Origin of the sequence: Mesorhizobium helmanticense, from assembly GCF_003034915.1 — a bacterium.
GTDB lineage: Bacteria > Pseudomonadota > Alphaproteobacteria > Rhizobiales > Rhizobiaceae > Mesorhizobium > Mesorhizobium helmanticense.
This window is the reverse complement of sequence record NZ_PZJX01000026.1, coordinates 123,914-138,569: the sequence shown is the minus strand read 5'-3', so window position 1 is coordinate 138,569 and position 14,656 is coordinate 123,914. Positions and strand designations below refer to the sequence as shown.

The following is a 14,656-nucleotide window of genomic DNA, read 5'->3' as shown; positions in this document are numbered from 1 at the left end:
GATCAGAGCACTGCAGTGTTGTGCATGGCAACATGATCATTTTCCATGTGGGCTGAAATGTCCACACTGTGGCTGCTCCGCCACCGGGCTAAATTCAGTCGCGGATTAAAGGAGTGGCCGACAGCGACGTTGTCAGGCTCACCGCCAGAGCGAATTAGCACGCCTCGTGCCCGTTCGGGTTTTTCCAACCAGGGAAAGACTGGCCTGTCAGGTGCCCTACCCCTCGCCCGACAGAGCCCGCCGCGCCTTGTCGAGTTCTTCGGCGTAACGCCGCATCAGATGGCCTTCGGTCAGGAGCCCGACGACGACGCGGTCGGTGAAATCCTCGACCACGGCCAATTCCTCGGCGCCGGCGCGCTGAAAAGTCTCGGCGGCCGATTGCACGTTCATGGTCGGCACCAGGACGGCGTCCTTGTACTTGGCGAGCGATAGCACCGGCGTCTCCCCGTCGGACAGGTCGCTATGCAGTTCGGCGACGATCAGCACGCCGACATAGTGCCCGGCGTCGACCGCGATGACGCGCTGGGCCGAACCGAGCGGCACTTCCTTGCGGAAGGTGGCCAGCGTTTTCGAGGCATCGATGGTGCGGACATCCTTTCGCATCATCGAGCCGACCGTCAGGCTGCGCATCCAGCCGACGTCATGCGCGCTGCGGATCGTCTCGCCGCGCAGATGGAAACGCCATGTCGAGAAGGAATAGCCGAAGGTTTCGCGCACCAGGATCGCCGCCATGATCGAGGCCGCCAGCACCACGCCGGTGAGCGTCAGGTCGCGGGTCGATTCCAGCGCCAGGAACGTCATCGTCAGCGGGCCGCCGACGACGCCGACGGCAAGCGACGTCATGCCGACGACGGCGGCGACGGCGGGATCGATGCCCGTTGCCGGCGAAACGACGGCCATCACTTCGGCGAACATCTTGCCGAGCAGGGCGCCGAGGAACAGCGAGGCAAAGAACAGTCCACCGCGAAAGCCCGAGCCCAGCGAGACCGCCGATGCCGCCAGCTTCAGCAGGAAGACGCTGGTCACCACGGCAAGCCCGTAATTCATCGCGAATTCGCGATGCAGCGCGCCATGGCCGCTGGACAGAACCTGCGGCGTGATCAGCCCAAGCAGCCCGACAATGCAGCCGCCGATGAAGGGGCGCAGCGCGGCATCGATCGACAGCCGCACGAAACCGCGCTCGATCAGGGTCACCAGTTGCATGATGGCGATGGAGGCTGCGCCGCCCAGCAATCCCAGCAGCAGGAATGGCAGATACTGGCTGGCGGTGAGCGCCGGCAGGCCCGAGAGCTCCAGCGGAAACGGAACGCCGCCGAAGACCTCGGCGGTCAGCGAGGCCGCGATCGCCGCCGTCATCACCGGCGCTACGTTGGCGACCGAGTAGATGCCGATGACCAGCTCGAAACCATAGAAGGCGCCGGTCAGCGGCGCGTCGAAGGCGGCCGCGATCGCGCCGGCAGCACCACAGCCGACCAGGATGCGGACATCGTTGCGGCGCAGCCTGAAGGCCCGCGCCAGCCGCGATGCCATGCCGGAGCCGACCTGCGTGTAGCCGGCCTCCAGCCCGACCGAGGCGCCGAAGCCGCTCGAGATCATCGTCTGACCGGCGATGATGAACGTGTCGGTCAGGGACATGCGCCCGCCGTAAAGCGCATTGGCTTCGATCGGATCGACCGGCGTGCGGAATTTCCGGATCCTCAGCCAGATCACGGTCAGCCCGAGCAGGATGCCGCCGATCGCCGGGATCAGCGCCTGCACCGGGCTCTCCAGCGAAAACATCCCCGAAAGCCGCCCACCCGGCTGAACGCCGAACAGCAGCCCGTGCAGGTCCTGCACCATCTGGCTCATCGCGGTGACCAGCACGCCCGCCATTACCCCGACCACGCCGGCCAGAAGGACCACGGCGATGCCGCGCGCCTCGAGCAGCGGCAGCGACCTGATCAGCACTGCGCGCAGCCGGCGGGCATAGACTTGCGGTTGGTTTCTGGAAAGCACCGGGGCGGCTCGCCGATATCTAGGGAAAATGAAAGCCTGATACGCCCGGCGGCATCGCATGGCAACCGCAATGCCGGCCGTCGGCGGGTGGGCCGGACAGCACGACTTCATGCGTCGATAAGACCATCTTCGTCGCGGGAAACCGCGTTGACGTAAACGTCAACCCGAAGCTATATGCGCCCAGCGCCAATGCGCGACAAACGCAACGAGACGAGGAGAACGGCATGAGCGTTCAGGAAATTGCCGACAAGATCAGATCGCGCGTGGCGAGTGCCGGGTTCGATCGTTCCGTGAAATTCGATACCGGCGCTGACGGCGTCATCGTCATCGACGGCGCCACAATCTCGACCGACGACGCGCCGACCGACTGCACCATAAAGCTTTCGCTCGACGATCTGGATTCGCTGATTGCTGGTGATCTCAACCCGACCATGGCGTTCATGACCGGCAAGATCAAGGTCGAGGGCGACATGAGCGTCGCCATGGCGCTGAGCCAATTGATCGGCTGAGCCGCTTTGATGATCGGCTGACCAGTTCACGCATGAAACAAAAACGCCGCCCGGTGCATGTCGCCCAAAAGTGCGCAGCGGTTTTGGGATAACGACATGCACAAGTAAAGCGCGTCGTGCGACGCGCTCTATGGGCGGCGTTTCTGCTTCTACAGCCGGCTGAAGGCTTACGCCGCGAAAGTCAGCGCCATCGGCGCCTTCTGCTTGCGCCCCGCGGCCTTCAGCGTGCCTTGGGCGCCGCTCAGCGCACCGTCCACCAGTTCCAGAGCCAGCAGACGGTGCCGCTCATAGGGTCCCGGCATGGCGAGCGCGCCGGTCTTGGCGGCCGAGAATCCGAAACGCCCATAGTAAGGGGCGTCGCCGACGAGCAGGATCGCGGCATGGCCGAGCCGCGCGGCCTCCGCCACGGCATGGCGCATCAACGCCGAGCCGATGCCGACATTCTTGAGTGCCGGATCGACAGCGAGCGGACCGAGCAGAAGCGCTGCCGGGCCACCCTCGCCCAGCACCAGATCCCACAGCCGCACGCTGCCGGCGACCGCACCTGATGCATCGCGCGCGACGAAGGCCAGGCCTTCCGAAGGCCGGCGGCCGCGCCGCAGCTTTTCCGATGATTTCTTCCTGCGCTTCGGTCCCATCGCGCGATCGAGCAAAGCCTCACGCGCCGGAATGTCGGCAGCGGTTTCGGCGACGATCGAAAAGGCCGGCGAGCGGTCTACGATTTCAACTGGCATTTCCATTTCCGCGATCCTTCACGAGCGGAGATCTGTTCCACAGGCGAGCCCGGGCGGGCGACGGCGCCCACCTGGGGTGATCTGAGCAACTCTCGCGAGCCGTCAGATCACGTAGGATCGGAGAGGCTCGAAGCCGTTGAACGCGACCGCCGAATAGGTGGTCGTGTAGGCGCCGGTGCCCTCGATCAGCACCTCGTCGCCGATGGTCAGCGACAGGGGCAGCGGATACGGCGTCTTCTCGTACATCACGTCGGCCGAATCGCAGGTCGGGCCGGCAAGCACGCAAGGCGCGGTCTCGGTGCCGTCATACGCCGTGGTGATCGCGTAGCGGATCGCCTCGTCCATCGTCTCGGCGAGACCGCCGAACTTGCCGATGTCGAGGAACACCCAGCGCACATTGTCGTTGTCGGCCTTCTTCGAGATCAGCACGACTTCCGACTTGATGACGCCGGCATTGCCGACCATGCCGCGGCCCGGTTCGATGATCGTTTCCGGGATCGCGTTGCCGAAATGCCTGCGCAGCGCCGAGAAGATCGCCTGGCCATAGTCCTGCGCCACCGGCACGTCCCTGAGATAACGGGTCGGGAAGCCTCCGCCCATATTGACCATCTTCAGGACGATGCCTTCCTCGGCGAGCGTCGCAAACACCTTCTTGGCGTCGCCAAGCGCGCGGTCCCAGGCGTTCAAATCGGTCTGCTGCGAGCCGACATGAAACGACACGCCATAGGCATCGAGGCCGAGCGACTTGGCATGGCGCAGCACGTCGACCGCCATCGCCGGTACGCAGCCGAACTTGCGCGACAGCGGCCACTCGGCGCCCTCGCCGTCGGTCAAGACGCGGCAGAACACGCGGGCGCCGGGAGCCACGCGGGCGATCTTCTCGACCTCCTCGACGCAGTCGACCGCGAACAGCCGGATACCGAGCTGATAGGCGCGTGCGATGTCACGCTCCTTCTTGATGGTGTTGCCGAAGGAGATGCGATGCGCCGGCGCACCGGCGTCCATCGCCATCTCGACTTCGGCAACGGAGGCGGTGTCGAAGGACGAGCCCATCGTAGCAAGGAGGCGCAGGATTTCCGGCGCCGGATTTGCTTTCACCGCATAGTAGATCTTGGAATCGGGAAGCGCCTTCTCGAAAGCGCGGAAGTTGTCGCGCACGACATCGAGGTCGACGACGAGGCAAGGGCCGGTCGGACGTCGGGTGGCGAGGAAATCAAGGATGCGCTGGGTGGCCATCGGGGTCTCTCCATCAGCGCCTTGCGGCGCGCACAAAGGCTGCGGGACGCAGGCTCTCGGCCTCGCGAACACGCGGTCAAACAAAGGCGGGACGAAAATTCATGGAACCAGCCGGTGGAGACCCCGGAACCACGAATCGCCGTCTCGCGGCGGTGAACCTTGGCCTTGCCCGGCCTCGGTTCGCTTTGTCTGCCTTGGCTTGGATGGGAGACCCGTCCGCACTGCCGGCAATGAAGGTGTGCCTCTTCAGTAACCCCGGTCTTTGGACGACCGGCAGAACACCAGAAAGGCCCGCACCGTCGTTGCTTCAAGGTGTCCTCGGTTTGGTGGTTGGCCACTAAACCGACTGGAGGGGTTGGCTCCAGTTACCTTACCGATTGCCCTCACCATTCGAGGATCGGCGGACACCCACAGGCACGTGCGACTTTGGGCAAGCGCGATATAAGAGCGAAGGGTTTCACAATCAATAAAAATCGACAGGCAAGGTTGTAAAATTTCCAGCAGCGCACAATGTTGGACAGACTGTATCCGGATATTGAACGCATGACAGGCACTCGCGGCCCCCTGAACGCTTTTCTCGACCTCGACCAGATTCCAGTTGCGCATGCGCAATCAGGCCCGCTTGCCGGCCTTCGGCTGGCCGTCAAGGACATTTTCGACGTGGCCGGCTACCGTACCGGCTGCGGCAATCCGCAGAAATATGAGGAAGCCTCACCCGCCGCGGCAACCGCGCCTGCCGTCCAGGCGCTGCTTGATTCGGGTGCGCGCTTCGTCGGCAAGACGCAGACCGACGAGCTCGCCTTTTCCCTGATGGGGCTGAACGCGCATTTCCCCTCGCCGGTCAATCCGGCGGCACCCGACCGCATCACCGGCGGCTCGTCATCCGGATCCGCCTCGGCGGTCGCCGGCGGCCTTGCCGACATCGCCACCGGGTCCGACACCGGCGGCTCGATCCGCGCGCCGGCAGCTTTCTGCGGCCTGATCGGCCTCAGGACGACGCATGGCCGCGTCTCGCTCGCCGGCACCATGCCGCTCGCCCCTTCCTTCGATACGTTCGGATGGTTCGCCAGGGACATGGCGACCTATGAGAAGGTCGGCGAGGTGCTGCTCGGCGACGATCCGCAGCCCCGCGACTTGCAGCGCCCCCTTGCGCTCGATGCGCTGGACGGGCTCGTGCTCGGCCAGCAAGAGACCGATGAATATGCCGGCATGGTCCAGCGCGTTTCTTCGGTGATGGGCGCATCGCGCACGATCGCACCGCTGTCGCATTCCACCGACGATCTCTATTGGTGCTTCCGCAAGCTGCAGGGATACGAGGCCTGGCAAAGCCATGGCGCCTGGATTTCGCAGAGTGGCCGCATGCTTGGGCCCTTCGTCAAGGAACGTTTCGAGCACGGTGCGACCATAGATGCCGCGACGGCGCGACATGAAACGGAGCGGCGCGATGCCTTCGGCCGCGAACTTGCCGAGCGTCTTGGCGAGGACGGCGTGCTCGTGCTGCCGACCGTCCCTGGCGCGGCCCCGCTCAAGGCCGCTGCCTTCGACGATTTGCAGACCTACCGCGAACGCGCACTGAGGCTGCTGTGCCTTTCCGGCCTGGCGGGCTTTCCGCAGATCACGTTGCCGCTGGGCAAGGTAGACGGCGCGCCCTTCGGCCTCTCGCTGCTGGGGCCGAAGAACAGCGACCGGCATTTGCTGGCGCTCTCCGCACGCATCCTTGCTGCCTCTTCAGGGAGCCCATGACATGGACACGCTGACCCGCATGCGCGCCTTCATCGACGTGGTCGAGGCCGAAGGATTTTCGGCGGCCGCGCGCAAGATCGGCCGCTCCAAGGCGCTGCTGTCGAAGTATGTGCGCGAGCTGGAGGACGAACTCGGCGCGCTGCTGTTGAACCGCACCACGCGGCAGTTCTCGATGACGGAGGCCGGCCACACCTACTACCGCCGCGCCTCCGAAATCGTGCGCGAGGTCGACAGCCTGGCCGATGCGGTGCGCGAATCCTCCGGCGACGTGCGCGGCAGGATCAAGCTTTCGGCGCCGCGCACCTTTGCCGACGCACCGATCGGCCAGTCGCTGATCGACTTCGCCAAGCAGCATCCCGACATCGTGCTCGATATCCATCTCGATGACCGCTTCGTCGATCTGGTCGAGGAAGGTTTCGATCTCGCTGTGCGAATCTCGCGGCTGGAGAACTCCTCGCTGATCGCCAGGCGCCTGGCGCCGTTTTCGGTACGGCTCTGCGCCTCTCCCGAGTTGATCGTCAAGCATGGCAAGCCGACGCGGGCCCAGGACCTGGCTCGCATCCCCTGTATCGTCGACACCAACGGTCGCGGGCTGAACAATTGGCAATTCAAGGGCGACGGTAACGACACCGTGAGCGTTTCGGTCTCGGGTCCGATCGAGGTCAACAGCCCGATGGCGGCAAGAGCTGCCGCCGTGTCGGGACTGGGGTTCACCATACTGCCGGATTTCATCGCTGCACCCGACCTCGAGAGCGGCCGGCTGGTGGCCGCGCTGGACGACCGCATCCTGTCGGGCGCAGGCATTTTCGCCGTCTACCCGCATCGGCGCTATTTGCCCGCCAAGGTGCGCGTCTTCGTCGACTTCCTGGTGCAGTGGTTCAAGACGCGTGAAAACGCTTGATCCGTTTCAGTCGCGGCGCGGTCCCATTTTCGCCCCCTTTCTGGTCACTCTCCACAACTCTCCGAAGTCGGTGGAATCGCGGCCCAGAATGCAGCTGAAACGGCAAGCAACCATGATGGCTTCGGCCATGGCGGCAGCGTTTGCCGTGGCCGGGCCGGCCGGAGCGCATCCGCACGTCTTCGCCGAGGCCCGCCTCGAAGTGGTGCTGAGCCCGGATCACCAAAGTGTGAAAGCGCTGCGCCATCTCTGGCGCTTCGACGATCTGTTTTCGAGTACTGTGATGATGGAGTTCGACAAGAATTCCGACCTGAAGCTCGACGACAAGGAGCTGAAGGATGTCGCCGACACCGTCCACGCTTCGCTGGCGGAGTTCAATTACTTCCAGCTCGTCACCGTCGACGGCAAGGACGTGCCGATGAACCCGCCTCCGCATCTGATGGCCAATTTCGACAACGACCAGCTCATCATCCTGTTCGAATCCGAGCCGAAGACGCCGATCAAGCTGGCCGGCAAGATCGATATCGGCGTTTACGATCCGACCTTCTACACGGCGATCGATTTCACCGAGGACGCCAACATGCAGGTCGATGGTCTGCCGTCGACCTGCACCAGCAAGGTCGTTCGTCCCGATCCCGACGAGGCGATCGCCGAGAACCAGAAGACCCTGACGGACGCTTTCTTCAACGATCCGACAGGCACCGACATGAGCAAGATCTTTGCCACCAAGCTTGAACTGACCTGTCAGCCAGAAGGATAGATCCGGTGACGAAACCGTCCCTGCGTTTGGCATTCGGCCTCTTGGCCGTCACCTTGGTGATGACGCATTTCCTTGGCTCCGCCCACGCCCAGAGCTCGCTCGGCATCGGCACCAACGACGGCATGGCCCCCAGCGCCTCTGGCCCGTTCGCCCACATACTGATGTGGATCAATCTCAAACAGCAGGAATTCTACCGCGCGCTGGCGACGGCCATGAAGGCGATGCGCCAGGACGGCAGCAAGCTGTGGCTGCTCGTCGGCCTCTCCTTCGCCTATGGCATTTTCCATGCCGCCGGCCCCGGCCACGGCAAGGCGGTGATCTCGTCCTACATGGTGGCGAACGAAGTGGCGCTGAAGCGCGGCATCCTGCTGTCCTTCGTGTCGGCGCTGCTGCAGGGATTGACGGCAGTCGCCGTCATGCTGCTCGCCTATTTCGTGCTGCGCGGCACCGCCATCTCGATGACCGATGCGGCATGGTTCATGGAGATCATGAGCTTTGTCTTCGTCACCCTGTTCGGCGCCTGGCTGCTGTGGCGCAAGCTTGGCCCCTCCATCCTGCGCCTGTTCGGCGCCGGCCCGGCCTACAGCCTTTCAGCCGCTCACGCCGGCCACTCGCATGCAGGCCATTCGCATGCTGCCCATTCGGCACATGCCCATTCGCACGCGCATGGCGATCACGACCACGCGCATGATCACCATGCCCACGATCACGACCATGGCGCACATGACCACGATCATGGCGCACACGCTCACCACGATCATGCGGCCGGCGAGGTCTGTGAAACCTGCGGCCATTCGCATGCGCCGGACCCGGCGCTGCTTTCCGGCGATCGCTTCGACTGGCGCACGGCCTGGTCGGCAGTGGCCGCCGTCGGCATCCGCCCCTGCTCCGGCGCGCTGATCGTGCTGAGCTTCGCTTTGCTCAACGGGCTCTGGCTCGGCGGCTTGCTGTCAGTGCTGGCGATGTCTCTGGGAACCGCCATCACGGTTTCGGCGCTGGCGACGATTGCCGTGACCGCCAAGAACTGGGCAGTCTATTTCGCCGGCGACGGCCGCATGGGCAACCGCATCCACTCGATCGTCGAGATTGGCGGCGCGGCCTTCGTATTCCTGTTTGGTCTGCTGCTTTTGTCGGCAAGCCTGACGGGCGGCGTGTAACACCCTTTCGCGTCTCCGGCTGGACGCGTAGTGGTTCCGCCTTAAGCGGAAATCTTGCCGTCCAGCTCATCCTCGATATGGGCGCGGATGATGTCGTCGAAGCTTTCTTCTGCGACAAAGCCAAGCTCCCGCGAGCGCCGGGCCTCGAACCGCGTCGGCCAGCCCTGCACGATCGCCCAGATCGTGTCGTCGGGCTCCTCGCGGATCAGTTTCACAGCTTCGACGCCGGCAATGCGTTCCAGCGCCTCGATCTGTTCACCGACGGTGACGGCGACACCCGGCATCGTCAGGTTGCGGCGCGGCCCGACAGTGCCGCCATCGATCCCTGCCGCATGGATCAGGAAATTCACCGCCGAGCGCAGGCTGGCATGGGTATGCATCACCGAGCGCGGCACCGGCAGTATCGCCTCCTGGCCGCTCAGCGGCTCCCGGATGATGCCCGAGAAGAAGCCCGAAGCCGCCTTGTTCGGTTTGCCCGGCCGCACGCAGATGGTCGGCAGCCGGATGCCGATGCCGTCGAAGAAGCCGCGCCTGGAATAGTCGGCAAGCAGGGCCTCGCCCATCAGTTTCTGCGTGCCGTAGGAGGTCAGCGGCGTCGGATGGAATTCGTCCGGAATGATATCCGGGAACGGCGCGCCGAATACGGCGATCGACGAGGTGAAGACGACGCGCGGCGCAAAATCCGCCAGCCTTATGGCATCGAACAGCGCCCTCGTGCCGTCGAGATTGACGCGGTAGCCAAGGTCGAAATTGGCTTCCGCCTCGCCCGACACGACGCCGGCGAGGTGGAAGATCACATCCGGTTGCGAAGCGACCAGCCTTTGCGTCGCGCCAGACGCGGCAAGATCGCCGGTATGGATGGCGACGTTGACGCCTTCCAGGACCGGCGGTTGCGGCGGCACGATATCGTGGAGGTCGAGCGCGGCGATCTTGCGGCCGTTGAGCGTCCCATCCTTTGCCAGCCTGGCGACGAGCTTGCGGCCGACCATGCCAGCGGCACCGGTAATCAGAATGCGCATATCAAAGACCCTTTTTGCGCTGGTTGCGGCCACGCAGCCAGAACACGACAAAAATCGCCACCATGAAGACGGCGGCGACGACACCGGCAAGGACGGTCGAAACGCTGCCGACCGCCAGCATCACCGTTGGCAGATAGTAGGCGGCAATGCCGAACAAGAGCAGGACCCAGGCAGCGCCGATCGCCGCATTGCGCGTGTCGCGATCCATCACGCGGCTCCCGGGCGGCGGGGGTTCATCAAGCTCATTGCCAATGCCATGGAGTTTCCTGGATCAGTGATAGTGGCCACCATGCGGTGCCGCTTCGTGCGTATGGTCGTGCTCACGGTGCTCATCATGCTCGTGAAGGCTGTCGGCGCACTGGCCGAATTCCGGTTCGACGGTAGCATGTGAAATGCCATGCTCGGCCGCAAGCCGCTTCTTGATGGCGCTGACCGCGCTATGGGCGTCGACCCCCTCGTTGAGGCAGGCATGCAATGTCGCCATGTTGCTTGAACCGTCGAGCGACCAGACATGCATGTGATGCACTTCGCGCACGCCCTTGACCGTCCCCTCCAGATCCCTGGCGATCAGGTCGCGGTCGAGGCTTGCCGGCACGCCTTCGAGCAGCACATGGGCGGCTTCGCGCATCAGCGACCATGCCGTGGACAGGATCAGCAGCGAAACGAGCACTGACAGGATCGGATCGATCGGCGTCCAGCCCGTCGCCAGGATGACCAGCGCCGCCACGATCGCCGCCGCCGAACCGAGCAGATCGCCCAGCACATGCAGGATGGCGCCGCGCATGTTCAGGCTTTCACGATCGCCGCCATGCAGCACGAAGAAGGAACCGATATTGACCGCCAGGCCGGCGATCGCAACGACCAGCATCGGCCCACCGAGCACCGGCGCCGGCGCCTGCAGGCGCCCCCAGGCCTCATAGACGATCCACAGCGCAATGGCGAAGATGGCAATGCCGTTGGTGTAGGCGACCAAAGTCTTGACCCGGCCGAAACCGTAGGTGAGGCGAACGGTCGCCGGCCGGCTTGCCAGATGGAAGGCATACCAGGCAAGGCCGAGCGCGATGCAATCGGCGAGCATGTGGCCGGCATCCGCCAGCAGCGCCAGCGAGCCGGTGAGGAGGCCGCCGAGCGCCTCCACGACCATGAAGCCGGCGGTCAGGCAGGCAGCGATCAGGACGCGCTTCTTGTCGGTCGAGCCATGCACATGGCCGGCGCCGTGGTCGTGCTTTTGCGAACCATGGTCGTGGCTATGAGCCATCCGCCTGCTCCTGTTACGCCCCGAACTCGGCGCGGAAATCCTCGAGCCGCCGCTTCTGCTGGCCATCGCCATCGAAATTGGCCGGATCGAGCCATGCCTCATAGGCTCTGCGCAATGCCGGCCACTCCTTGTCGATGATCGAATACCACGCGGTATCGCGGTTTTCGCCCTTGACCACAAGATGCTGACGGAAAATGCCTTCGAACTTGAAGCCGAAACGCTCCGCCGCGCGCTTCGACGGTTCGTTGCGGTTGTTGCATTTCCATTCGTAGCGGCGATAGCCAAGCTCGTCGAAGATATATTGCATGAACAGGAACTGCGCTTCCGTCGCCGCCGGCTTGCGCGAGATAAGCGGCCCCCAATAGATGTTGCCGATCTCGATCACGCCATAGGCCGGATCGATGCGCATCAGGGTCTGACGCCCGGCGACCTTGCCGCTGGCCTTGTCGATAACGCTGAAGAACAGTGGATCCTCGCTGGCCTCGACCTTGTCCAGCCAGGGCTGGAAGGCGGCGCGGGTTTCCGGCGGATAATCGGGCAGCCAGGCGAAGCGGCCACCGATGTCAGGCACCGACGATGCCTCGTAGAGGCCGTCGCCATGCTTTGCCGCGTTCAGCGGTTCGAGCCTGACATAGCGGCCTTCGATGATCCTGCGTTCTGGCCGCGGACGCGGCTGCCAATTCTCGAGATTTTCCGACACCCCAATATTTTCCGACACCTGGGCTCCAATCCGTTTGACATTTGGCTACGGACGCTCACAAAAACGCTCGCCCACAGTAAGAACCACAGGGATGGGAAAAATGCTCCACACGATTGCGGCCTTCGACCGTCTCGGCGAGGAAAATGCCTTCGCGGTGCTCGCGCGTGCCACGGCACTTGCCCATCAGGGCCGCGACATTATCAATCTCGGCATCGGCCAACCCGACTTCAAGACGCCGCAGCACATTGTCGAAGCGGCGATCAAGGCGCTGCGCGACGGCCATCACGGCTATACGCCGGCCAACGGCCTGCTGGCGACGCGCGAGGCGGTGGTGCGCCGCACGCTGACCACTACCGGCGTCGAGGTGTCGCCCGAGGCGGTGATGATCCTGCCTGGCGGCAAGCCGACCATGTTCGCCGCGATCCTGATGTTCGGCGAAGCGGGCGCCGAGATCCTCTATCCCGATCCCGGCTTTCCCATCTACCGCTCGATGATCGAGTTCACCGGCGCCGCCCCTGTGCCGGTGCCGATGCGCGAGGAGAACGGCTTTGCTTTTTCGGCGCAGGAGACGCTGGCGCTGATTACGCCGAAGACCAAGCTCCTGATCCTCAACTCGCCGGCCAACCCGACCGGCGGCGTCACGCCCAGGGCCGAGATCGAGAAGCTCGTGAAGGGGCTCGAAGCGCACCCGCATGTCGCCATCCTCTCGGACGAGATCTACGACGTCATGACCTATGACGGCGAGACGCATTGCTCGCTGCTCAATTTTCCCGAAATCCGCGACCGGCTGATCATCCTCAACGGCTGGTCGAAGACCTGGGCGATGACCGGCTGGCGCATGGGCTGGTCGATCTGGCCGAACGGCGACAAGGGCGCCCACCTCTACGACAAGGTGCGCAAACTGGCGGTCAACTGCTGGTCCTGCGTCAACGCGCCGAGCCAATATGCCGGCATTGCCGCCATCGATGGTCCTCAGGACGATGTCGACACGATGATGCGCGCCTTCGACCGCCGCAGGAAGGTGGTGATCGAGGGGCTGAATGCCTTGCCCGGCGTTTCCTGCATCACGCCCAAGGGCGCGTTCTACGCCTTCCCCAACATTTCCAGGACAGGTCGAAAGGCTAAGAAACTCGCCTCGGCGCTGCTGGAGGATGCCGGCGTCGCGCTGATCGGCGGTCCTGATTTCGGCATTCTCGGCGAAGGCTATGTCAGGCTCTCCTACGCCAATTCCGAAGAAAACATTCTGCGCGCGCTGGAGCGGATCGAGGCCTTCCTGGGCAAGTGACACGGGAACCCGGGCTGACCATTTTGGCAAAGGCCCCCTTCGATCGTCCTTGGATATTCACGACCTGAGAAAGGAACCCTCGATGTTTTACGCCATCCTTGCCTATCACGTGGAAGAAGCGATCGAGGCGCTGACGCCGGAGCAGGATGCGGCGCTGATGACCGATCTGCTCGAGATCAACGATCGGCTCTACCGGGAAGGCACACTTGGGCCTTCGGCGCGGCTCGGGGCGACCCAGGATGCCTGGACCTTGCGCGGGCCGGGCGACGGATTGATCATCGACGGCCCCTTCGCCGAGACCAAGGAGCAATTGCTGGGTCTTTATGTCGTCGACTGCGCCACACGCGATGCCGCGATCGCGATCGCCCGGGATCTTCGCCGTGTCAATCCGACCGCCGTCTACGAAATCCGCCCGATTTCGCTGTATCTTCCCGGCGTGCCGCTATCGCAGGGATGAGCGGCTACCCTCGTCCGACGAACGGCATCTTCGTCGCCATCACCGTCATGAACAGCACATTGGCGTCGAGCGGCAGGCTGGCCATATGGACGACGGCATCGGCGACATGCTGAACGTCCATCACCGCTTCGGCGGCGATCGAGCCATTGGCCTGCGGCACGCCGACCGTCATCGCCTGCGCCATGTCGGTCAGCGCGTTGCCGATGTCGATCTGGCCGCAGGCGATATCATAGGGCCTGCCATCCAGCGCCAGCGTCTTGGTCAGTCCGGTAATGGCGTGCTTGGTCGCGGTGTAGGGCACCGAGCCCGGCCGCGGCGCATAGGCCGACACCGAGCCATTGTTGATGATGCGGCCGCCCATAGGCTGCTGCTTGCGCATGGCGCCGAAGGCAGCGCGGGCGCATAGGAACGAGCCGGTGAGATTAACCCCGACAATGTCGTTCCACACGTCGACCGGGATTTCGTCGATCGGTGTCGACTTGTAGCTCATGCCGGCATTGTTGAAGAGCAGATCGACGCGCCCGAAGGCGGCCGCCACCGTCTCGAACAGATCATCCACCTGGTCGGCCTTGCTGATATCGCAGGCGACAGCCAATGCCTTGGCCTGGGTCGGTCCGGCCTCGGCGATCGCCTCGTCCAGCACCTCCTTGCGGCGCCCGCAGAACACTGTGTTCCAGCCGGCCCCGAGCAGCGCCGTGGCGACGCTTTTGCCAATACCGGTGCCGGCGCCGGTGACGATGGCGGTTCTGGAAACTGTCTTGGCTGTCATCGCCGTCCTCCCGGGTCATGGCTGGAAGTGCCATCGCAAATGATGACGCCGATGGCAAGCTGAAGCTGCCAGCGGCAAGCCAAGCTGGCGAGGCAAAGCCGGACAAAAAGGGCGGCCAAGGAGCGGCCGCCCTGAT

15 protein-coding genes are annotated in these 14,656 nt (G+C 64.1%); 7 read left to right on the top strand and 8 right to left on the bottom strand.

Features of this window, described 5'->3' with window-relative positions:
* Positions 1-216: 216 nt before the first annotated feature.
* Positions 217-1,995 carry a chloride channel protein gene (locus tag C9427_RS13145; RefSeq protein ID WP_107649591.1) on the bottom strand — a complete coding sequence of 593 codons (1,779 nt, stop codon included), beginning with the start codon at positions 1,993-1,995 and terminating at the stop codon, positions 217-219.
* Between the two features lie 224 nt (positions 1,996-2,219).
* Here C9427_RS13145 and C9427_RS35405 point away from each other — a divergent pair, with 224 nt between their 5' ends.
* Positions 2,220-2,504 (top strand): SCP2 sterol-binding domain-containing protein, encoded by a 285-nt coding sequence (locus tag C9427_RS35405; RefSeq protein WP_107649590.1) that lies wholly within the window; start codon positions 2,220-2,222, stop codon positions 2,502-2,504.
* A 167-nt stretch (positions 2,505-2,671) separates the two neighbouring features.
* On the opposite strand, the gene C9427_RS13135 is transcribed toward C9427_RS35405, so the two are convergent.
* Both C9427_RS13135 and odc2 read right to left on the bottom strand, forming a co-directional pair.
* A complete protein-coding gene (locus C9427_RS13135; RefSeq protein WP_107649589.1) occupies positions 2,672-3,244 on the bottom strand; it encodes a GNAT family N-acetyltransferase in 573 nt (190 codons plus the stop codon).
* Between the two features lie 96 nt (positions 3,245-3,340).
* The gene (odc2, locus tag C9427_RS13130) at positions 3,341-4,474 is read right to left on the bottom strand and encodes an ornithine/lysine decarboxylase (protein WP_097572163.1); all 1,134 of its coding nucleotides are present in this window, start codon (positions 4,472-4,474) and stop codon (positions 3,341-3,343) included.
* Positions 4,475-5,017: 543 nt separating this feature from the next.
* Here odc2 and C9427_RS13125 point away from each other — a divergent pair.
* The 4 genes from C9427_RS13125 (at position 5,018) to C9427_RS13110 (ending at position 9,032) form a co-directional block, all read left to right on the top strand.
* On the top strand, positions 5,018-6,217 hold the full coding sequence (locus C9427_RS13125; protein ID WP_107649656.1) for an amidase: 1,200 nt from the start codon (positions 5,018-5,020) through the stop codon (positions 6,215-6,217).
* Between the two features lies 1 nt (position 6,218).
* Positions 6,219-7,118: a LysR family transcriptional regulator gene (locus C9427_RS13120; protein WP_107649588.1), complete on the top strand. Its 900-nt coding sequence runs from the start codon at positions 6,219-6,221 to the stop codon at positions 7,116-7,118.
* 88 nt (positions 7,119-7,206) lie between these two features.
* On the top strand, positions 7,207-7,875 hold the full coding sequence (locus C9427_RS13115; protein ID WP_107649587.1) for a DUF1007 family protein: 669 nt from the start codon (positions 7,207-7,209) through the stop codon (positions 7,873-7,875).
* Positions 7,872-9,032, top strand: coding sequence for a nickel/cobalt transporter (locus tag C9427_RS13110; protein ID WP_107649586.1), 1,161 nt, complete (start codon positions 7,872-7,874; stop codon positions 9,030-9,032). Before C9427_RS13115 ends, C9427_RS13110 begins: the two co-directional genes overlap by 4 nt.
* A 41-nt stretch (positions 9,033-9,073) precedes the next feature.
* Here C9427_RS13110 and denD read toward each other — a convergent pair whose 3' ends face one another.
* The 4 genes from denD to C9427_RS13090 form a co-directional block, all read right to left on the bottom strand.
* Positions 9,074-10,051, bottom strand: coding sequence for a D-erythronate dehydrogenase (gene denD, locus C9427_RS13105; protein WP_107649585.1), 978 nt, complete (start codon positions 10,049-10,051; stop codon positions 9,074-9,076).
* A gap of 1 nt (position 10,052) precedes the next feature.
* Positions 10,053-10,259: a hypothetical protein gene (locus C9427_RS13100; protein WP_097572168.1), complete on the bottom strand. Its 207-nt coding sequence runs from the start codon at positions 10,257-10,259 to the stop codon at positions 10,053-10,055.
* Positions 10,260-10,322: 63 nt separating this feature from the next.
* Complete coding sequence (locus C9427_RS13095) at positions 10,323-11,309, bottom strand: cation diffusion facilitator family transporter (protein WP_107649584.1); 987 nt, start codon at positions 11,307-11,309, stop codon at positions 10,323-10,325.
* 13 nt (positions 11,310-11,322) lie between these two features.
* The gene (locus C9427_RS13090) at positions 11,323-12,009 is read right to left on the bottom strand and encodes a GNAT family N-acetyltransferase (RefSeq protein WP_107649583.1); all 687 of its coding nucleotides are present in this window, start codon (positions 12,007-12,009) and stop codon (positions 11,323-11,325) included.
* 100 nt (positions 12,010-12,109) lie between these two features.
* Here C9427_RS13090 and C9427_RS13085 point away from each other — a divergent pair, with 100 nt between their 5' ends.
* Both C9427_RS13085 and C9427_RS13080 read left to right on the top strand, forming a co-directional pair.
* Complete coding sequence (locus C9427_RS13085) at positions 12,110-13,294, top strand: pyridoxal phosphate-dependent aminotransferase (protein WP_107649582.1); 1,185 nt, start codon at positions 12,110-12,112, stop codon at positions 13,292-13,294.
* A gap of 82 nt (positions 13,295-13,376) precedes the next feature.
* Positions 13,377-13,751 carry a YciI family protein gene (locus C9427_RS13080; RefSeq protein ID WP_107649581.1) on the top strand — a complete coding sequence of 125 codons (375 nt, stop codon included), beginning with the start codon at positions 13,377-13,379 and terminating at the stop codon, positions 13,749-13,751.
* Positions 13,752-13,755: 4 nt separating this feature from the next.
* Here C9427_RS13080 and C9427_RS13075 read toward each other — a convergent pair whose 3' ends face one another.
* Positions 13,756-14,520 carry an SDR family oxidoreductase gene (locus C9427_RS13075; RefSeq protein ID WP_107649580.1) on the bottom strand — a complete coding sequence of 255 codons (765 nt, stop codon included), beginning with the start codon at positions 14,518-14,520 and terminating at the stop codon, positions 13,756-13,758.
* Positions 14,521-14,656 lie beyond the last annotated feature (136 nt).

Excerpts from the sequence above, each read along its gene's own strand:
- C9427_RS13115 (WP_107649587.1), top strand. The coding sequence starts at position 7,207 with ATGCAGCTGAAACGGCAAGCAACCATGATGGCTTCGGCCATGGCGGCA.
- odc2 (WP_097572163.1), bottom strand. The coding sequence starts at position 4,474 with ATGGCCACCCAGCGCATCCTTGATTTCCTCGCCACCCGACGTCCGACC.
- C9427_RS13120 (WP_107649588.1), top strand. The coding sequence starts at position 6,219 with ATGGACACGCTGACCCGCATGCGCGCCTTCATCGACGTGGTCGAGGCC.
- C9427_RS13095 (WP_107649584.1), bottom strand. The coding sequence starts at position 11,309 with ATGGCTCATAGCCACGACCATGGTTCGCAAAAGCACGACCACGGCGCC.
- C9427_RS13135 (WP_107649589.1), bottom strand. The coding sequence starts at position 3,244 with ATGGAAATGCCAGTTGAAATCGTAGACCGCTCGCCGGCCTTTTCGATC.
- C9427_RS35405 (WP_107649590.1), top strand. The coding sequence starts at position 2,220 with ATGAGCGTTCAGGAAATTGCCGACAAGATCAGATCGCGCGTGGCGAGT.
- C9427_RS13080 (WP_107649581.1), top strand. The coding sequence starts at position 13,377 with ATGTTTTACGCCATCCTTGCCTATCACGTGGAAGAAGCGATCGAGGCG.
- C9427_RS13075 (WP_107649580.1), bottom strand. The coding sequence starts at position 14,520 with ATGACAGCCAAGACAGTTTCCAGAACCGCCATCGTCACCGGCGCCGGC.
- denD (WP_107649585.1), bottom strand. The coding sequence starts at position 10,051 with ATGCGCATTCTGATTACCGGTGCCGCTGGCATGGTCGGCCGCAAGCTC.
- C9427_RS13085 (WP_107649582.1), top strand. The coding sequence starts at position 12,110 with ATGCTCCACACGATTGCGGCCTTCGACCGTCTCGGCGAGGAAAATGCC.
- C9427_RS13125 (WP_107649656.1), top strand. The coding sequence starts at position 5,018 with ATGACAGGCACTCGCGGCCCCCTGAACGCTTTTCTCGACCTCGACCAG.
- C9427_RS13100 (WP_097572168.1), bottom strand. The coding sequence starts at position 10,259 with ATGGATCGCGACACGCGCAATGCGGCGATCGGCGCTGCCTGGGTCCTG.